Source organism: Glaciimonas immobilis (assembly GCF_011947285.1).
GTDB classification, from domain to species: Bacteria; Pseudomonadota; Gammaproteobacteria; order Burkholderiales; family Burkholderiaceae_D; genus Glaciimonas; species Glaciimonas immobilis.
In genome coordinates, this window is sequence record NZ_JAAOZT010000006.1 from 354210 (window position 1) to 372122 (window position 17913).

15 protein-coding genes and 1 tRNA gene are annotated in these 17913 nt (G+C 49.2%); 13 read left to right on the top strand and 3 right to left on the bottom strand.

Features of this window, described 5'->3' with window-relative positions; all coding sequences use genetic code 11:
• The first annotated feature begins 143 nt into the window (after positions 1 to 143).
• The 6 genes from HAV38_RS10705 to HAV38_RS10730 all read left to right on the top strand — a co-directional run bounded on the left by HAV38_RS10705 (position 144) and on the right by HAV38_RS10730 (position 7441).
• Positions 144 to 1640 carry a lipopolysaccharide biosynthesis protein gene (locus tag HAV38_RS10705; protein ID WP_245182314.1) on the top strand — a complete coding sequence of 499 codons (1497 nt, stop codon included), beginning with the start codon at positions 144 to 146 and terminating at the stop codon, positions 1638 to 1640.
• Positions 1641 to 1740: 100 nt separating this feature from the next.
• The gene (locus HAV38_RS10710; protein WP_168055189.1) at positions 1741 to 2478 is read left to right on the top strand and encodes a WecB/TagA/CpsF family glycosyltransferase; all 738 of its coding nucleotides are present in this window, start codon (positions 1741 to 1743) and stop codon (positions 2476 to 2478) included.
• Positions 2479 to 2554: 76 nt separating this feature from the next.
• Positions 2555 to 3778, top strand: a complete 1224-nt coding sequence (locus tag HAV38_RS10715) for a nucleotidyltransferase family protein (RefSeq protein ID WP_168055191.1) — start codon at positions 2555 to 2557, stop codon at positions 3776 to 3778.
• Positions 3775 to 5193, top strand: coding sequence for a mannose-1-phosphate guanylyltransferase/mannose-6-phosphate isomerase (locus tag HAV38_RS10720; RefSeq protein WP_168055193.1), 1419 nt, complete (start codon positions 3775 to 3777; stop codon positions 5191 to 5193). Before HAV38_RS10715 ends, HAV38_RS10720 begins: the two co-directional genes overlap by 4 nt.
• A gap of 252 nt (positions 5194 to 5445) precedes the next feature.
• Positions 5446 to 6300, top strand: coding sequence for a DUF535 family protein (locus tag HAV38_RS10725; protein ID WP_168055195.1), 855 nt, complete (start codon positions 5446 to 5448; stop codon positions 6298 to 6300).
• Between the two features lie 19 nt (positions 6301 to 6319).
• Positions 6320 to 7441 (top strand): GumK N-terminal domain-containing glycosyltransferase, encoded by a 1122-nt coding sequence (locus HAV38_RS10730; protein WP_168055197.1) that lies wholly within the window; start codon positions 6320 to 6322, stop codon positions 7439 to 7441.
• Positions 7442 to 7659: 218 nt separating this feature from the next.
• Here the strand turns inward: HAV38_RS10730 and HAV38_RS10735 are convergent, their stop codons facing one another.
• From HAV38_RS10735 to HAV38_RS10745, 3 genes are all read right to left on the bottom strand, one after another.
• Positions 7660 to 7848 carry a hypothetical protein gene (locus tag HAV38_RS10735; protein WP_168055199.1) on the bottom strand — a complete coding sequence of 63 codons (189 nt, stop codon included), beginning with the start codon at positions 7846 to 7848 and terminating at the stop codon, positions 7660 to 7662.
• Positions 7845 to 11012, bottom strand: coding sequence for an acetoacetate--CoA ligase (locus HAV38_RS10740; RefSeq protein WP_245182315.1), 3168 nt, complete (start codon positions 11010 to 11012; stop codon positions 7845 to 7847). The genes HAV38_RS10735 and HAV38_RS10740 overlap by 4 nt, the downstream gene beginning before the upstream one ends.
• Before the next feature lie 356 nt (positions 11013 to 11368).
• Positions 11369 to 12133 carry a 4'-phosphopantetheinyl transferase family protein gene (locus HAV38_RS10745; protein WP_168055201.1) on the bottom strand — a complete coding sequence of 255 codons (765 nt, stop codon included), beginning with the start codon at positions 12131 to 12133 and terminating at the stop codon, positions 11369 to 11371.
• Positions 12134 to 12696: 563 nt separating this feature from the next.
• Between HAV38_RS10745 and dnaQ the strand changes: the two genes are divergently transcribed.
• The 7 genes from dnaQ (at position 12697) to HAV38_RS10780 (ending at position 17896) form a co-directional block, all read left to right on the top strand.
• The gene (gene dnaQ / locus HAV38_RS10750) at positions 12697 to 13443 is read left to right on the top strand and encodes a DNA polymerase III subunit epsilon (RefSeq protein WP_168055203.1); all 747 of its coding nucleotides are present in this window, start codon (positions 12697 to 12699) and stop codon (positions 13441 to 13443) included.
• Between the two features lie 140 nt (positions 13444 to 13583).
• Positions 13584 to 13660, top strand: a tRNA-Val gene (locus tag HAV38_RS10755).
• A gap of 227 nt (positions 13661 to 13887) precedes the next feature.
• Positions 13888 to 14205, top strand: a complete 318-nt coding sequence (locus HAV38_RS10760) for a hypothetical protein (protein ID WP_168055205.1) — start codon at positions 13888 to 13890, stop codon at positions 14203 to 14205.
• A gap of 85 nt (positions 14206 to 14290) precedes the next feature.
• The gene (locus tag HAV38_RS10765; RefSeq protein ID WP_168055207.1) at positions 14291 to 14536 is read left to right on the top strand and encodes a hypothetical protein; all 246 of its coding nucleotides are present in this window, start codon (positions 14291 to 14293) and stop codon (positions 14534 to 14536) included.
• Between the two features lie 475 nt (positions 14537 to 15011).
• Entirely contained in the window at positions 15012 to 15680 is a 669-nt protein-coding gene (locus HAV38_RS10770) for a response regulator transcription factor (RefSeq protein WP_168055209.1), read from the top strand.
• Positions 15677 to 17134, top strand: coding sequence for a sensor histidine kinase (locus HAV38_RS10775; protein ID WP_168055211.1), 1458 nt, complete (start codon positions 15677 to 15679; stop codon positions 17132 to 17134). The genes HAV38_RS10770 and HAV38_RS10775 overlap by 4 nt, the downstream gene beginning before the upstream one ends.
• Positions 17135 to 17452: 318 nt before the next feature.
• On the top strand, positions 17453 to 17896 hold the full coding sequence (locus tag HAV38_RS10780; RefSeq protein WP_209216713.1) for a hypothetical protein: 444 nt from the start codon (positions 17453 to 17455) through the stop codon (positions 17894 to 17896).
• Positions 17897 to 17913 lie beyond the last annotated feature (17 nt).

The window sequence follows — 17913 nt, forward strand, 5'->3', positions numbered from 1 at the left end:
GGCAACTAAGACATGCCACAAATCTTTATTCTAAAAAGCGCCATGTAAGGGTATAGGGCGTAATGCTAATGAGGAGGAAAAAGGCCGGCAGCGCATGCCGCCGTGGGACAGTCTCGTTCTAAATTTCTTTTTGCGAAGTTAACTTGGAAAATAATATTATGGAGCAGGACAATAATCACGGCAACGTACTATCTGGATCCACCTGGTCCATCTTGGATAATCTCGCCCAACAGGTTCTTTCGTTTATTATTTTTGCCATATTGGCGCGTTTTCTGGCACCCGATGCATTCGGTTTGTTGACAGTCGCCCACCTCTTTATTTTGTTCTCCCGATTAGTCATATTTGATGCCATTGCGATGCCTGTGGTTCGTTCCCTTCTCCCTGACGACAAGCTTTATTCCTGGGTGTTTACTTACTGCACAGTTACCGGTTTGATATTGGCTGGCTTAATGTTTGGTTCTGCGGGCACGGTTTCAACATTGTTTCGGGCGCCGGAACTCAAGCCAGTTTTGCAAGGTATGAGTATCTCAGTTTTTTTCTTCGGTTTGGTACGCGCCTACGAGGCGCGTCTGGTGCGCAACATGATGTTCCGTCAGTTAGCGATCCGATCAATTCTTTCCGTCACGCTCGGCGGTATCGTAGGTATCGCACTGGCGGTCAACGGCATGGGTGGCATGTCATTGGTAGTGCAACAGGTAATTGCTTCAGGTCTGGCGCTGTTGCTGGTGGTGCTGCAAAGCCGATGGGTACCGCGTCTCGTTTTTGATGGCGGATTGATCCGTTTATTTTGGGCCGATTCGCGGCAGGTATCGATTGCAGGGCTTTTGGACTTTGTCAATGCTAATGGCGATTCCTTATTGGTTAGCGTCTTCTTGGGACCCTATGCGACCGGCCTTTACAATCTTGCAAAGCGGATGACCTCGTCAGTGTATCTGGTTATCTCAAGTTCGATGCACAAGGTAGCGCTACCCATATTTTCAGAAGCACAGTCGAATGAAGGCACGTTGCAACTTGGCTATTTAAAAATTCTCGGGATCACGCTAATTTGTGCGGCCCCTTTGCTTTGTTTTCAGGCCGAATTAGCAAAACCCCTGATAGTCGTTGTATTTGGTCCGAAGTGGTTGCCTGCCGCGCCCACAGTCAGCGCATTAGCCATTCTGTGTTTGGTCGCATCAGTTGTTGATTTAAATGAATATCTCTTATTTGCAATCGGAAGAAATTGTTTTCCGGTGGTGCTCGGTATCGCAAAATTAGCCCTTGCGGCCGGACTCTCTGCCATTTTCTATAAATTTGGCCTGCTTGGAATGAGTTTGTCGTTTTGCGCCGCCCACGTGCTGTTGTTTCCGATTTCGCAAATAGCGGTTAATCGCGCACTCGGCCTCAAAACACATCAAACGTTATACGCATTTGCTCCGCCGTTGGTAGGGAGCATCATTTTGTATCTTGGCTTAAGCATTTATTTACTGCTTATATCAGATCGCTTAAACCATCCCACGTTGATAGTGGGGGCCGCTTTTCTTGCGAGTTTATTGTATCCGTTGATGGTTGCGATTACTGGATGGCGGATTAGAGCGGTCAATGGATCGTTACCTGAAATGTGGTTATCACCTATCCGATTATCCCGATTCTTCATGCGTTGAGAGTTGGAATTTTTATTCTTTTTTTAAGGGCAAAAGAGGTAGATGAAATTTCTCACCTTTTTTTTCGGTCAAAAAATTTTGCGGTTTAGAAAGTTGAGCCATGAAACTAGAAAAAATGATTCCGATCGCTGGTTATCCGGTGTTGAAAACTAATTCGCCTGTATTGGCAGCAGTGCTGAGGCGAACCGTCAGAGTAAATAAAAAAATGACGCTTTTTTTTGCCAATACGAATTTTATCGTTCAGTGCCGCTATCTTCTGGACCGGATGAGATCCGATTCTGTGATCATCGTGAACGATGGTGTTGGAATGGATATAGCAGCATTTTTATTCGCCCAGGAAAAGTTTGATGAAAATTTAAATGGCACCGACTTTATACCGTATTTTTTTTCCGGATCTAATCGATCACTGCGGGTGTTTATGATCGGAAGCAAACCTGAAGTTCTCGCCAAAGCCGCCCAACACGCGCGTGAGAACCTGGGACAAACAGTGGTGGGTACCTGCGATGGATATGCCGGGTTAAATAGAAATTTTGAGGATTTGATTGAGACCATTAACGCTGCGCAGGCCGAGGTGGTACTTGTGGCACTAGGCAATCCAGTGCAGGAGGAGTGGATACTCGCCAGCCGCGATCTGCTCAATGCAAACCTGGTAATTGGGGTTGGCGCTTTGTTTGATTTCTGGAGCGGCGAAAAACTGCGTGCGCCTGCTTTTTTGCAACGTGTGCGGCTTGAATGGTTTTACCGGCTTTGTTTGGAGCCACGCCGTTTAGTGCGCCGTTACACCATTGACATTATGCGATTTATGTTGTTGTGCAGCAGGTATCGAAAAGATATTTGAGCGGACAAAAGGGCAATCGATATTTAGCTAGTGAAGCCTTCATGCCGTTTTCGGTCACCTTCAATTAGGAGCAAAAATGAAAGCAATGATATTAGCAGCAGGCAAAGGCACTCGGGTTCGCCCACTTACCTACGATCTTCCAAAGCCGATGATCCCCATTTTGGGCAAGCCGGTGATGGCGTATCTGGTCGAGTTTCTGGCCAGTTACGGGGTACACGACATTATGGTGAATGTCAGCTATTTGCATCAGAAAATTGAAGAGTATTTTGGTGACGGGACGCAGTTTGGTGTTCAGATCGGCTATTCCTTTGAAGGCTATACCGATGAGAGTGGACAAGTAATTCCGGTGCCGTTGGGATCGGCGGGCGGCATCAAAAAGATCCAGGAATTTGCAAACTTCTTCGACGATACGACGATCGTGATTTGCGGGGACGCTTTAATCGATCTGGACCTTACTTCCGCATTGTTGGAGCATAAGCAAAAAGGTGCAATGGTCAGCGTTATCACCAAGGAAGTGCCTTGGGATAAAGTCGATAACTACGGCGTCGTAGTGACCGACCCCCAAGGACGGATCAAGTCGTTCCAGGAAAAGCCGACGCAGGAAGATGCGCTTTCGAATTTCGCTAGTACAGGCATTTATATCTTCGAACCCGCAGCCATCGAGTTGATACCGGTGGACAGGCCGTTCGACATTGGTTCAGATTTGTTTCCCCTTTTAGTGGAAAAAGGATTGCCGTTTTACGCCCAGCAGCGGTTTTTCAACTGGATCGATATAGGCACGGTCACCGATTATTGGAGCGTGCTACAAAGTGTTTTGTCAGGCGAAGTCGCGCAGTTGGAAGTGCCTGGAACGCAAGTCGTTGACGGCGTCTGGGTTGGCCTCAACACCCGCATCGACTGGCATGGTGCAACCATTCAAGGACCTGTTTATATCGGGGCGGGTTGCCTGATTGAGTCGGGCTGCACCATCATCGGACCGACCTGGATAGGGCATGGCAGCCATATATGTTCTGGTGCAGAGGTGGTGCGAAGTGTTTTGTTTGAATATACCCGAATCTTACCTGATGCCTATCTGGAAGAAATGGTTGTGAGAAAGGAATTTAGCGTAAATCGTGCCGGGGAAATGTCGCGCTCTGCCGCGGCGACAAAGCATGCATGGTGTGATGCACGGCATCAGTTACAAGAAAAAAAGTTTCTTCCTGATGAAAAGGTCCTCCTGGAGAAGGGCGGGAATATAACCACTACAGAGAGTACGTTGTCCGCAGTCAGTCTGATCGACAATCGTGTGAGCAATGTATGAAAATTTATCCCGTGATTCTGGCTGGCGGTGCCGGCACCCGCTTGTGGCCGTTGTCGCGTGAAGCGTTGCCCAAGCAGTTGTTGCCGTTGTGCTCCAACCATACGATGCTGCAGGAGACTTTGCTGCGTGTGTCAGAATGGCCCGAATTGATGCCACCGTTGGTGGCCTGCGGCAACGAGCATCGGTTTTTGGTTGCGGAGCAATTACGCGCCATTGACATTAAACCTTGCGGAATATTGCTTGAGCCCGAGGGGAGAAATACCGCACCGTCGGTCGCAGCAGCGGCGCATTTTTTGTTAAAGCGAGACCCGCAAGCCATCATGCTGGTACTGCCTGCCGACCATGTAATTGCCGATACGGCTGCTTTCCATGCTGCAGTGAAATGCGCATTACAACCAGTTCTGCAAGGCGCCCTAGCGACTTTCGGGATTGTGCCAACCGGACCTGAGACCGGCTATGGCTATATTCGTCGGGGAAGGTCGAGTGACATTGATACCGGCTGTTACACGGTGGAGCGCTTTATTGAAAAGCCGGATCGTACCACCGCTGAGAAGTTTGTTGCCGATCCCGCATACAGCTGGAACAGTGGCATGTTTTTATTTCAGGCTACCCGTTACCTCGCCGAATTACGCGTCTTTCGACCAGCGATTGCTGATAGCTGTGAGCAAGCGTTCCATGGCGCATACCACGATCTGGATTTTTGCCGCCTCGATGAAGTCTCTTTTGCAGCCTGTCCATCGGAGTCAATCGACTATGCTGTCATGGAACATACGCAACATGCCGTGGTTGTGCCCGCAAACATTGGCTGGAATGACGTTGGCTCGTGGACCGCACTGTGGTCCGTTCTGGAACCCGATACAGACGGCAACGTGCTGCGTGGAGATGTCTATACCGACACGGTCCGTAACGCGATGGTACGCGCAGAAAGCCGTTTTGTTGCGCTCATTGGCGTCAAAGATCTGGTCATAGTAGAAACCAAGGACGCAGTACTGGTGGCACACAAAGATCACGTACAGGACGTCAAGCAGATCGTGGAAGACCTTAAGAAACAAGGTCGCAGTGAATATATGCGCCATGCCAGCGTCTACCGGCCTTGGGGCAGCTACGAGGGCATCGATATGGGAGACCGCTATCAGGTTAAGCGGATCACGGTCAACCCCGGCGGAAAACTTTCGCTACAAATGCATCATCATCGTGCCGAACATTGGGTGGTAGTGAGCGGTACCGCACGGATTATCTGCGGCGATGAGGAAAAACTTCTGACCGAAAATGAATCCACCTATATCCCGATTGGGGTAAAGCACAGGCTGGAAAATCCTGGAAAAATGCCATTACATTTGATCGAAGTCCAGTCTGGCGGCTATCTCGGCGAGGATGACATTGTGCGGTTTGAAGATATATACAAACGCCTTTGATGAAGTCTGAAAGTGATCGTTGATGTTGCCCGGCAGCATCAGACATTTAAACGTAAAAACGCAGGTGATTATTAAATTTTTTAACCGTAAAGAAGCAAATGGTGAAGCGCATTGTTGACCTTACAGGAGATAAATTATGTCATTAAATTCGAAACTTTCATTTAAAGATCTTTTTTTTTAACCACTTCAGTTATCACAAGAAATATCGTAAAAAGGAGATCTATTTTAACCGTACAAACCTGGCGAAGAGGTTTGTTCTTATTACTTAATATTAATCGGCACCTTAAACTTATAAATACGCTTAGTCATCCTCAGACGGCCAAGCTGATTCTCGATATTCCGGAACTGTCTTACAAATACTTACGAGATTACATTTCCTTTGATATCTCAATGAAAAATAGTCTTGCGATATTGACGGGGCATTATTTGTATTTGCAAAAACATTTTAAAATCAATTTTTTGGAAGATATTTATAATTTCCCGGTACCCTTATGGTCGCAACAAATCAACGATACTTTATGTGAAATAGTGATTGGCTTTCCACACACGATAGATTATGAAGGTGATTTATGCTTGATCTTTAAAATAAATGGAGTGTGTATCTATCGGATTATTTTTGTGATTTCTAATGGGACGCCTTTTTGCCTCAAAGATGAAAACGTTATATTTATTTCTAGCGTGCAGGGGATGCATGATTTTGACAATGTGAAACTGGCCACCAAAGTTTGCCATGATATTCAACCCGCTCAATTATTGATGGCGGCGATGAGCGGCGTGACGACCGCGCTTGGTTTTAAGACGATGGTCGGTATTGGCAATAAAAATCAAATCTCACAGGGCAAGCGATTTTACTTTTCATATAACAATTTTTTCGAAAAATATGGCGTCCTTGTTTCAGGAACAAATTACTATGAAATCCCCGTTCCGTTCGCAGAAAAACCGCTGGCCATGATTGAAATGAAGCATCGGAAACGGACTCAAAAAAAACGTGCTTTTAAAAATAACATTAGTGAGAACGTGGCACTTGCAATGGAACGTTTTTTTGTAAAAGAAGCTGAACCAGCTGGGGTAATTGACGAGAAATCGCTACCCGTTTTACAGAATTGATTCAATAGGAGCCAATAGAATGAGATCGTTAGTGATTACAGCGCATGATTACAGATCGCGGCGGAAGGTGAATATGCATTTCATCGCAGCCGAATTGGCGAAGTATGGTCCGACCAATTTTTTTTCGTGTCAATACAGTTTTCTTTCACAATTGAAATCGGACCCACGGAATTCGTTGAATGGTCTCGCCAATAAAGTCGAGAGGCACGAAGGCGTTAATTGTTATCTTTGGAAGACCATTATCCATCCCATCAATATGCGTAAGAATATTTTTTACCCGATCGAAAAGATGCTATTCGAACGTTACATTGCCCGTCCTAGTCCGGTCTTGGTGGAGTGGATAAAAAGTGTAGAAGTCGTGGTTTTTGAAAGCGGTATTGCACCGATTTTCTTTGACCTGGTGCAACAGCTCAATCCGCAAGCAAGGACGATTTATCTCGCCTCCGACGATCTTGATACCATCAATGTCGCATCCTATGTAAAGACTACTTTTGCTCGGGTCGGGCCGAAAATGGATGCGCTTTGCCTCACGTCGCGCTTGATGGCGGAAGGATTGGCAAGTAGGACGAACTGTTATCTGGTGCCGCACGGTTTTGATTATTCGGTCGAAGATCATGCTGATCCATCGCCGTATACCTCCGGTCTGCATGCGGTATCCGTTGGCTCGATGCTATTCGATCCCGGTTTTTTTGTGGTCGCATCGGCTATGTTCCCGGATGTCACATTTCATATCATCGGGTCAGGCAAAGGCGTCGAACCCGGCTATGGAAAAAATGTTGTGGTGCATGATGAAATGCCGCATCAGAGCACACTTCCTTACATTAAACATGCCACGATCGGTATTGCGCCGTACCGGTCACAGGATGTGCCGCGTTATTTATCGGACACGTCGATGAAGCTTATGCAATACGAATTTTTTACATTGCCAGCGGTATGCCCGGAGGCAATTGTGGGAGACTATGCATCGCGCTTTGGGTACGCTCCGGGTAACGCCGACTCAATCGTCAGCGCCATGCGCGCAGCACTGGTTGCGCCGCGAATACCACCTAAAAGAACGCCGCTGCGTTGGTCGGAAGTAGTAGAGCGGTTGCTTCAACCAGACACATTCAATGACACGAAATTGTCCGACCTGGCTATGTAATGCATCGGTTGGTAATCGGGATCTGGAGCATTGATATAGTTACGCATCAATGACCGACAACCATATCGGTATTTATGCGTAAGCGAAAAGCCAAACTTTCAGAAGACAGTACCACTCGATTTGCTAAACATCATTGCTCTATGGTCGTTTTACTGATGTGAGGCAGCCCACCCGCCAGGTTGCCGTAGGTGTTCCATCATATTCAGCCGGTACACGGTTCATGGTGTGTCGAGATAGTTCCTATTTATCCATGTACCAAATTCACGCAGCATGATATTGGAAAGCAATGGGAAAGTTACGCCCTTTTGCAGAACACCTTCACTCAAAGCCTGAAATAAATCACGGTTAATACAACCTGCTTTGACAAAATTCCGGGCAAATTGATTAACCGTTTGATAGCGGCTCAATCCAATAACCAACTGCGACTTAATCTGCGTTTGAGCTGGTGCCACCATCTCAGGTTTACGGACTCGCTAAAACTATACTTATTCGTTTCAATAAAACATAAATCTCCATTGAGCACGCGATCCAACGCTGCAGCCACGACCTGAACGTTCGGCTCGCTTAGCATATTATTATGGTCTCCCGGTACCTCTACAATCGCTAACCCACCCTGCGCAAGGTGGCGCAACCGGATTATGGGATTTCCCCACTCTTCTTGCCGTATTGCTGCGCGCAGGTAGACGACAATGCTTGCGTCATAAGGAGGCGTCTTATAAGCCTTCATGGCCGCCCACATTCCTTCGCGCACGCGTCTTAGCGCCGGTGGCAACCCCATGGTAAAGGCATCGGTGCGTTGCGCCATGAGTCCGAAAGGCCGTGGCATCCGATCCATCAAATAAGAGAGAATTTGAGATGCGGGTACCGTGTTCAGGGAATGATAGTGGCGTTTGATTGATTTGCCCAAATGTCGCAGGCGCGCACTCCGTGGCAGCCAATGTTTGTGCACATAAGTATCAAGCAAACAGAGCAGTTCAATTTGCTCTCCACAGCGTTGCAGCTGTTGCGCAATCTCTAAGGCGATCAGGCCGCCGAACGAGTAACCGATAAGTGTGTAGGGGCCACTCGGTTGAACAATACGTATTTGTTCGATGTAGCTGGCCGCCATATCCTCCGCGCGAAGTTGCACTGGCTGTTCGCCATCAAGACCTTGCGCCAGCAGACCGTGCACCGGACGCTGAGTTTGAAGCGTACTAATCAATGTCCAGCATTCCATGATAGAGCCGCTCACGCTAGGTGCGAGAAACAGGGGGGTGCCACTACCAGAACGCATGAGCACTGGCACCGGCACAGTCAACGTCTGCGCTCTGTGGAAGATTGCCGCGCCTAATCCAGCGACGGTCGGTGCGTTGAGAAATGTTGGCAGCGCTATGACGTGACCGGTAGAGCGATTTATTTCTGCGAGCAATCGAACCGCTAATAACGAATGACCGCCCAGATCGAAGAAATTTTCTTCGCGTCCGATGGGCGCTATCGTCAAAACATTTTCCCACTGCGCGATCAAATGGCGTTCGAGCTGTTCGAGGCTGGTGCCGACTGGAGGCAATTTTCCCCCTGTCAAATGCAACGACGGATGATTTTGGATTGCCTTGAGACATTCCGGATTTCGCAATGCCGCTGCATTCACGACGGCCGAACCGTTGACGGCGTCACGTACAGCCTTATCTGACAGTTTGCCACTATGCGTGACCGGCAACGCATCAACTGCAATGATCTGGTCCGGAACGTGCGCCGACGAGGCACGCTGAGCGAGATCGCGGCGTATTTGAGTGGCCAGTGCACTGGTCAGTTTAACCCCAGATTGTAAGACTATCAGTAGCACCGTGCGCGCTTCAGGCCTGTCGGCATAGCCAGCCGATATTGTTGAACGTTGCTGTTGAACGACAATTGCCTCGCGGACAAAAGCAAGGTCATTCAAGATGCGGTAGATTTCCCCCGGGCCCACGTTCACGCCGCGCACATTCAGCAGACCGTCAGAGCGGCCGTGCATTCGCGCTGCGCCTTCCTCAGAAAACTCGATAAAATCTCCGTGAGTCCAAACCCCTTGATTTTCGGCGAAATAGGCCGCATGAAACTGTGTGCCGTCGGCGTCGCCAAAAAATCCCAGCGGACGGGAGGGGAATGGGTTAGCACATATCAACTGACCTACCCCATCGCAGCGTTTACCCTCCTGCCAAGACTGCACATCGAGAGCAAGACTCTTGCATTGCGCCATACCTGTCACTACTGGCAGATCAGGGTTTCCTAGTACAAAGCAGCCTAAAATGTCGGTCCCCCCAGAAATCGACTGCAACGGCAGCGGCTTGACGTGATCATGCACCCAGTCGAACTGGGCGTCATACAGTACCGATCCAGTTGACAAAATTGCGCGTAATGCGCCGATCTCGAATTGCAGTCCTGGCGCAAGCCCTGCATATTGGCTCATCTTCAGATAAGCGGGGCTGGTCCCAAAGACGGTAACGTTCTCATCTGCGACGAGCTGCCATAAGGTATTGGCGGAGGAGATCGGTCCATCAAAGGTAAGGATTTCAACACCGGAAGCCAAAGCGGATAACTGCCAATTCCACATCATCCAGGCACAACTGGTGTGGAAGAATAGTTTTTCACCTGGCCGCAAGTCACTGTGTAATCGATGCTCTTTGAGATGTTCGAGCAAAGTACCCCCGGCACCATGCACGATGCATTTTGGTTTGCCAGTGGTGCCCGACGAGAACATGATAAAAAGCGGTTGATTAAATGAAAAGCGCTGCCACTCGCAACGGCTAGCATCACCCATCTCGCACAACGATTCCAGCGAGTAGATCGCTTGAGCGATTGTGTTCGGTAAAATACCTTCGTCAAGTCGGACTATGCTGTGCAATGACGGCATCGCGTTAGCCAGGGCGGTAACATTATCCGCCAGCGACACGCCGGTATCGCAGGCCCTGTTTGTAACGTGCGCAAATAATACTCGCGGGTTTAGCGGCAGGAAGCGATCCAGGATCGTTTCGAAGCCCATTTCGGTTGCCGCTGTCGATAGCGTCGCACCAAGGGCAGTAATTGCCAGAGCCGCTACGACCGCTTGTTCATCATTGCGCATCAGGCCGACAACATGGTCCCCTTCTTGCACACCCAGTGCCGATAACGCTTGCGCCAGACGCGCGACCCTGTTGCGCAGTTCACCTCGGGTCAGCTGCACCCGGCGTCCATCCCAATGACATGCCGTCAATGCCGGAGCATCGGCTCCAGCCACTGTCAGATTGAGCAAGTTATCTGCGTAATTCAGCCTGACCTGAGGAAAGAATTCAGCGTGCTCGCAGTCTTTTCCCACACATACCGGTGTCATACTGCCTGACCAGGCCAATCCTTTCGACCATCGCAAGAAGCACTCCCAGAAGGTTGCATACTCGCGTACAGAATAATCATGGAGGACCTGATAATTAGGAAAGATTTGACCGGTGTTTGCTTCAAGAAAATGCGTGAAGTCAGTCATCTGCGACGAAAGGCCGAGTGTCTGCCTAGCGTGATACGTGGTTGAGTACGGGCTGGTATCTAGGCCGTATTTCTCAACTAAGAAGGCTGAACTTTCCATTTTGGCTCCAGGTATCGGGTGACGAATCTATATACTCGAACGAAAATTACTTCATTGTTGCTATAAATCAATATTTTCCTGCAGCGCGTAGCGATTCGCTCTTTACTCAAAGCCCGGGGACGGCAGTTCTCGTGCTCAGGATGTGGTTTAACGCAGACTACTGGTGGATCCCCTGACCGGTAAATCCCCATAGGGGATAGCAGCTTCTTACGTCGTAACCAGTGATATGGCTCAACGCAATATTGATAATATATTGACAATATTACGCTGAAGTTATTAAAAAAGAAATATTTATATTAATGTGATATTTTCCTTGTCGCCAGTTTTCTTCCCTTCAACTCAAGTCCGCTCGCCCATCATTCTTTCAATGGCCTCGTCGCCGAAGCGAGCAGGATACCGGCATCGTGCCAGCAAGGCGTGAGGGTTGAACCAGCGTCGCGATGCATGTTTTGCACAGCGAGCGCAAGCACATATTCTCCATAATCCGGCATCACGATAAATTTCCATCCGTGCGCGAACTGGTCGGGCAAATCCCCTTCGGGTGGGGCAAGTAGCGTGGGTTGCAATTGAGCGTCCAGATTAAACGTTACCTTACGTGGATCGGTGGTAAGTCCAACTCCGATAGCCTTTAAGTAAGCTTCCTTGAGCGTCCAAAGAGAGAGAAGTCGTTTGACCCGTTGCTTGTGGGTGGGAAGCGATCTTATTTCTTTCGCTTCCAAAAGACTACACACCATCGGTATTAAAACTTCTGGGACAACCTCAGGCGCAAATCGTTCCACGTCGACCCCCACTGCACCTCGTGCCAGAAGAGCGACAACCACAAGATCGCCGCTGTGAGCGATGCTGAAGGTCAGTGTTGTGAGATTAGGATCAAGTTTTGGTTTGCCGTTGCGCGTCAGCACGATGTTAACTTCCTGCGCCGGGCATCTAAGCTGGGAGGAGATAGCAAGCCGGGTCAAGGCGCGACCAACCATAAAACGCTTTTGATCCGCGACCTGACGGAAACACAATCGGCGCGCTTTTTCAGCAGGGGTCAACAGTGCAAGCAGATGACGCGCATTTTCATCAATATGCTGGAGATTGGCAATCCATATCACGGGAAATGTTGGAAGGCAGGGCATCCGATTTCTCCACTTTTTTATATTATTTCCTTGGCTTAATTTATGCCAAAGTATCGATGCTACGCGTGCTAAGAATGAACCAAAGCGCTGGGCGAGGTGGAAGTAAGCGGTGAAAGACTCTTCTAACTTGCCCGGCGTTAAGTATCAACGGTAGGCCCGTCAGTTTCACTGACCTAAGCAAAATATTGAACGCTATTTGATTGCCACTGATTTTTTATTTAGCGGGCAGAGAGGCAGTGCAAATCTCTATTCGACGCTACCTGAAGAACCAGTTTCATCATACATTTGTTATCAAAGTTTAAGGATGACGTTACGATCAGATGAATCAGATAGAAGCGCCCTGATCTCCGGAATGTTACTGCTTTCCACACGTCGGTTCCCTGACGCCTCTTTGCCAAATAAGGTGGGCTTTGGCAATTAATTGTTCGCACGCGCTAATTGTATGGGTGATCCAATTTTATTGGATCATGGAAACGGCGGCGAGTTTAGGGGGTAGCCTTGTAGGTGGATAATGCCCTTTTTTTGCTACAATATAGCAATGAAATTTTTTTTGGGGGCGTTTAATGGGGTTACAAAAAATAGGCAGCAGGTTGGTTGTTTTAGATACCGAAACCACGGGCCTCAATCCGCGTACGGGTGACCGGATCATCGAAATTGGCTGCGTTGAAATGATAGACCGGCGTTTGACAGGTAACAATTATCATCAATATATCAACCCTGAACGGGATTCTGAAGAGGGCGCATTGGCGGTCCACGGATTGACTACCGAATTTTTAAGCGATAAGCCAAAATTTCGGCAGATTGCCGCTGAATTCAAAGAATACATTAGCGGCGCAGAGTTGATCATTCACAATGCACCGTTCGATATGGGTTTTTTGGACGCTGAATTCAAGCGGCTCGATATGGCGGTATTGAGTGGTGAGATTGACGGGGTCATCGATACGCTGGTGCAGGCGAAAGAAATGTACCCAGGAAAACGTAATTCACTTGATGCATTATGCGATCGCTACGGTATTTCAAACGCGCATAGAACATTGCACGGTGCGTTGCTGGATTCCGAGTTGCTGGCAGAAGTCTACCTTGCGATGACGCGCGGTCAGAATAGCTTCAGTATCGACTTTGGTGATGATAGAAATGATACCGGCGAAAATGGCGCCCGCTTGCCGCTGGCTCCCCTCGAAGAAATTTTTGTGCGTCTCGCCAGCGTTGAAGAGATCTTGCTCCATGAGGATGTGCTTGTTTCCCTTAATAAAGAGGTCAGAGGCCTGTGCGTATGGCATAAGCTGCCTGCAGAGGTAGCGCAGGAATAGTTAAAATCCAAGCGGTGGTCGTCCTTGGACGAGGGCATGCGTTAGTTTTTGAAGCGCGGATTTCAGCGAGTTTTACATTAAGTTAAAAATAAGGTTGTACAGATGCGAAGGTTGTTGTATTATTTCGTCCTGTTGCAAACGGGCGGTTAGTTCAGCTGGTTAGAATACTTGGTCGACATCCAAGGGGTCGCAGATTCGAATTCTGCACCGCCCACCAGAATATAAAAGGTCTTTCTTCGGAAAGGCCTTTTTCATTTTCAGGCCAATGAGCGCACAGCACCGCCATAATATGGTCGGCTGGAGTAGGGTATTGTTGGTTTTTATGCGCTCACGCATCTCACTCGGTATTTCTCCTGCACTATCTCTTGTGCGGAGTCTCCCCCGCGGAGTCTCCCCCGCGGAGTGTCCCCCGCAGTATCTCTCCTATAAAGATCAGGAACCATCATGTTTTGTCAGCACTGTAAGGCCGATAATATCGCCGCCCATCTTCGGTGTATTCAATGCGGTAGCGAACTGTCCGGCCACGAGAGCGCGGAATTGGATTTGCAAAAAAAGCCGCTGGTTTCCAAATTTTACGGACAAATTGCATCCTGGGTGGTGATTGGTCTGTTTGTACTGCTGTATAAAGTAGTTTTGCCACCAATTATCGACACCACGCTGTGGGAAAATTCTACGGTTTTTGGGGTTGGTGTGGCCCTGTCTTGGATCGCCGGGCGCTTGATCGGCAAATTAATGACGAAGAGAAAAACTGCGACGCATTGAACGGCCCTTGAACTACTATTAGCGTATGGCGTAAAGTGGGCTTGTTTTTTCCATGGTAGGATCGTGTAACAACGAGGAGATCAAGATGCCATCAGAGACCCTAGGCCAGTACGAAATCGAATATTCAGGAGTGCTATTGCCCGATAGTGAGCATTGGGCGGCATATCTCACCGTCTTTGCACCGTCACCCAACCCCATGCACCGCAATAACATTTTTCCGAATCAGCGGGTTTCTGTGGAGCACGTTTTTGCGACGCAGGACGAGGCGCAGCAAGAAGCGCACAAGGTCGGTACCGAGATGATCAATCAATGCAATTCCTCTAAATCCTGAACCGATAGCGGTTACTATTGATTCAGTCCACGGCCCGAATCAATTCATTCGATTTAAGATACCATCAGATGCCTCAGCGCTATGATGGCGGGACTACCTGCACGATTAACATTTTCTTCCCGTCGGTGGCTACGCCGAAAACGCCCGGAAGGCTCTCGCACGTTAGGAAAATATTTTGATCGCCTACCGTCCGCTCTTAGATAGACCCCCCACCGGCCCGTCGGCCAGGTGATAGTGCAATGGGATGCCTACTTCGTAAACCTCTTAGTGCAAAAGCGATGGCACTGGCGACAGTTATGGTCTCTGCTGCGATCAGCTGAAGTGATAACTGTAACGTGAGTAAATAGAAGGCTACAGGCGGCATCCTATAGTCCCCGCACTACCAATCACCGATACAGATTAGAATTGGCCTTTATTATCGTGGCCGGCGCATCGCGTTACGCCTGCCGCGCCCTCTCTAAACCACAATAAGACTATGCACATTCTATTGGTAGAAGACGACTCAGTACTTGCAGATGGCATCCTGCGGATATTCAAGGGTCATGGAATGGTCGTCGATGTGGTGCAAAATGGCACAGACGCAGACGCGCTGCTTCAGCGCACAGAAATTTCCGTCGTCGTACTGGATATCGGGTTGCCGGGGATCGATGGCTTTGAAGTCGTGCGCCGCCTGCGGGCGCGCGGCAGTCACGTTCCCGTGTTGCTGTTGACGGCGCGTGATTCTGTCCAGGACCGGGTCTACGGTCTGGAGATCGGTGCGGACGACTATCTGGTAAAACCGTTTGCGACGCAAGAACTGGTAGCGCGAGTACGCGCACTATTACGCCGCAGCGCGCCGCAACCGCTGGAAATGCATCTGGGTGGTTTGTCGTTAAATACCTCTTCTCGTCGTGCCAAAATAAATGGCAAGTCAATAGAACTGTCCGTGCGGGAGTGGGCCGTGCTCGAATATTTGCTGCAACAAGCCGCACGCGTGGTCTCGCGCCAGCAAATCATCGATGCGATTTTGCCTTGGGGTGCGGAGCTGACATTAAATGCGGTCGAAGTGTATATCTCACGCATTCGGCTGAAAATCGCAGACGCCGGTATCGAAATCCGTACCATCCGCGGGTTTGGCTACATGCTTGAAAAAGTCGATTCATGAACAGTATCCGCATCAAGTTGCTGATGTGGCTGATCGTGCCATTGCTGATCGTTAATTTTGTCGGGGCGAGCGTCAGTTATTGGCTGGCCTGGGTTCCGGCACAGATTGCTTTTGATCAAAGTCTGGCAGATGCGGGCTGGGCCATGATTCCGCGCTTGCGGGAGGTGAATGGGCAGGTGGAGATCAATTTGTCGCAACAAGCTGAGCAGGTGTTGCGGGTCGATCACTTTGACGCGATTTATCTGGTCGTACGCAGCGGTGATGGCAAGTTGCTGGCGGGCGATGCCGACTTTCCTGGTTTGCCGCAGCAGAAGGCGGTCAACGAGCCAGCGCCCTATGACGGTCAAATGCGTGGCGAACCGGTGCGCATCGTGGCACTACAGACGACGATCGGACAACAGCAGGTTTTCATTGGCGTCGCCGAAACACTACGAAAACGCAAACATATCCGTTCTGTCATTTTTTTAACGCTATCGCTACTTGAGGCCTTCCTCGCGATCATGCTGGTTGCCACTATCTGGTTTGCTGTCAGCAAGGGTTTGTTGCCGCTAAAAAAAATGCAGCTTGATCTAAATCAGCGCAATCATGACGATCTATCGGCGCTGGATGAGGACAACGTGCCGCTGGAACTTGGGCCAGTGGTTAAGGCCGTCAACGGCTTGCTTAACAAGGTGCAAAACGGCGCGCAACGGCAGCAACACTTTTTGGCCAATGTCGCCCATCAGTTGCGGACGCCGCTGGCAGGTTTCCGAACACAACTGGAATGGCTATTGATCAAGCATGCCAGTGAGCCGGAGACGGCGCATTCTGTCAAGCTTATGGCATTGTCAACCGAGCGGATGATACGCCAGACCAATCAGTTGTTAGCGCTGGCGCGGGCCGAGCCAACCAAGTTTGAGAAGGATCGTCTGGCAGTCGTGGAACTGAACAAGTTGGTAGAAGAATCAATACAGCATTTTGTCGAAGAGGCAGACAAAAAAGCTATCGATATTGGCTTCAACCTGCAAACCACCAGAGTGATGGGCGAGCCGTTTCTGTTACGTGACCTGATCGATAATCTAATCGACAACGCTATCCGCTATTCGCCGGTTAAAGGTACCGTTACGGTCAGTACCATACAGGGCAAGGACGGCGGTGTATTTTCAGTAGAAGATTCGGGGCCAGGCATAGCTGCCTCGGAGCGGGAGTTGATTTTTACCCGCTTCTATCGCATCGATGACAATATCGCCGGCAACGGGCTTGGCCTGGCGATCGTGCGGGACATTACTAAAGACCATGGCGCCAGAATTACGGTTGAGCCAGCTAATAACAATGTCACCAACTATGGCATCAACGAAGACCCCGACATCGGCGCAAACGCATGCCCGACCACTGAAACAAGCACTGGCACAATTTTTTCAGTGCACTTTCCTTTCCCCATTCTGGGCACTATCTCCAGATTGCAGCCTTTGTGAAAAATAATACCGAACCGTGAGACTGGGCGTTTGTCAGGATTTTGTCAGGTTTCTTTCAGGTGATTGACAGGATCGGCAGGTATTGTAGCGTTGTCCCAAAAAGGATCGCATGAAATATTATCATTTAGATATTTTTTCTGCGTTATCAACCTCACTTCAGCCTGTTCTAATCAGATGACTTATCGATATCTTCATTTCGTTTGCGCTTTCCTCGGCATAGTCTTGCTTCTGGCTGATGGGTCAGTCCTTTCTTCGGCATATGCGCAAGAGGCAATGGTGCCTTGCCGCCGATTTTTACATCACATGGAATGCGTAACTGTGCCGTTAGCTAGCCAGACCGAGGACGCGCACGCCAAGCAGTTCGACGCGCCCACCGACGGTGCAGCACGAATCTACTTGATACGGCCTGGCACCATGGCGCCAAAACAGAAAACTGAGATTTTTTTTGATGGCAAATTGGCCGGCATTCTGGCGCCGATGACCTATTTGATGATTGATACGCACGTCGGTGCGCACACTGTCGGCTTTAATTTGCAACCGGCTTCATGGACCTCGTTGAATGTGAAGGGCGACCAAAATACCTACATTCAGGAGCAAATAAGCCAATTTTTTAGCGCAGAAAAAATCGCTTTTGTGGTTCTTGATACACGCTCCGGACAGTCCGATGTATTGAAGTCGTCGTTAATTAGCATGACTACTAACGTTAGTGCCGATCATCCGCCGATCAATAAAGTAAATGTAGAAAAGTCGGATTCTCCCTAATGAAATCCCCAAAACCG

What these genes read in the sequence shown, in the direction of transcription:
- HAV38_RS10710 (WP_168055189.1), top strand. Translation starts at nt 1,741, where the DNA reads ATGAAACTAGAAAAAATGATTCCGATCGCTGGTTATCCGGTGTTGAAA.
- HAV38_RS10715 (WP_168055191.1), top strand. Translation starts at nt 2,555, where the DNA reads ATGAAAGCAATGATATTAGCAGCAGGCAAAGGCACTCGGGTTCGCCCA.
- HAV38_RS10720 (WP_168055193.1), top strand. Translation starts at nt 3,775, where the DNA reads ATGAAAATTTATCCCGTGATTCTGGCTGGCGGTGCCGGCACCCGCTTG.
- HAV38_RS10730 (WP_168055197.1), top strand. Translation starts at nt 6,320, where the DNA reads ATGAGATCGTTAGTGATTACAGCGCATGATTACAGATCGCGGCGGAAG.
- HAV38_RS10740 (WP_245182315.1), bottom strand. Translation starts at nt 11,012, where the DNA reads ATGGAAAGTTCAGCCTTCTTAGTTGAGAAATACGGCCTAGATACCAGC.
- HAV38_RS10745 (WP_168055201.1), bottom strand. Translation starts at nt 12,133, where the DNA reads ATGCCCTGCCTTCCAACATTTCCCGTGATATGGATTGCCAATCTCCAG.
- dnaQ (WP_168055203.1), top strand. Translation starts at nt 12,697, where the DNA reads ATGGGGTTACAAAAAATAGGCAGCAGGTTGGTTGTTTTAGATACCGAA.
- HAV38_RS10760 (WP_168055205.1), top strand. Translation starts at nt 13,888, where the DNA reads ATGTTTTGTCAGCACTGTAAGGCCGATAATATCGCCGCCCATCTTCGG.
- HAV38_RS10765 (WP_168055207.1), top strand. Translation starts at nt 14,291, where the DNA reads ATGCCATCAGAGACCCTAGGCCAGTACGAAATCGAATATTCAGGAGTG.
- HAV38_RS10770 (WP_168055209.1), top strand. Translation starts at nt 15,012, where the DNA reads ATGCACATTCTATTGGTAGAAGACGACTCAGTACTTGCAGATGGCATC.
- HAV38_RS10775 (WP_168055211.1), top strand. Translation starts at nt 15,677, where the DNA reads ATGAACAGTATCCGCATCAAGTTGCTGATGTGGCTGATCGTGCCATTG.